Source organism: Bacillus sp. SIMBA_031 (assembly GCF_046535225.1).
Taxonomy (GTDB): domain Bacteria; phylum Bacillota; class Bacilli; order Bacillales; family Bacillaceae; genus Bacillus; species Bacillus velezensis.
This window is the reverse complement of record NZ_JAWRXC010000558.1, coordinates 1-247: the sequence shown is the minus strand read 5'-3', so window position 1 is coordinate 247 and position 247 is coordinate 1. Positions and strand designations below refer to the sequence as shown.

The window sequence follows — 247 nt, the reverse complement described above, 5'->3', positions numbered from 1 at the left end:
CTGCACGGTCGGCGGCACGACATTCGGATATTGTGCCACCGGCAGCTGGAACAGCGCAACGGCGCCGATGAGAACGAAAACCAGCGCCAGGACATTGGCGAGAACCGGCCGCTCGATGAAGAAGCGCGAGATCATGCCATCCTCCTCCGCTGAGCTGACGATGCCGGGCGCGGGCTCATTGCGCGACAGCCTGGGGTGCGGTAGCGGCTGACGCCTCTGCCGCTGGAACGTCCATCGTCACCTTTTC

Annotated in this window: 1 protein-coding gene; it reads right to left on the bottom strand. The window is 64.4% G+C overall.

Going from position 1 to position 247, the window contains the following annotated elements; translation table 11 throughout:
* On the bottom strand, positions 1 to 135 hold a 135-nt coding region (locus SB724_RS21350; RefSeq protein ID WP_410573021.1), incomplete at its 3' end, for an efflux RND transporter permease subunit.
* Between the last annotated feature and the right edge of the window lie 112 nt (positions 136 to 247).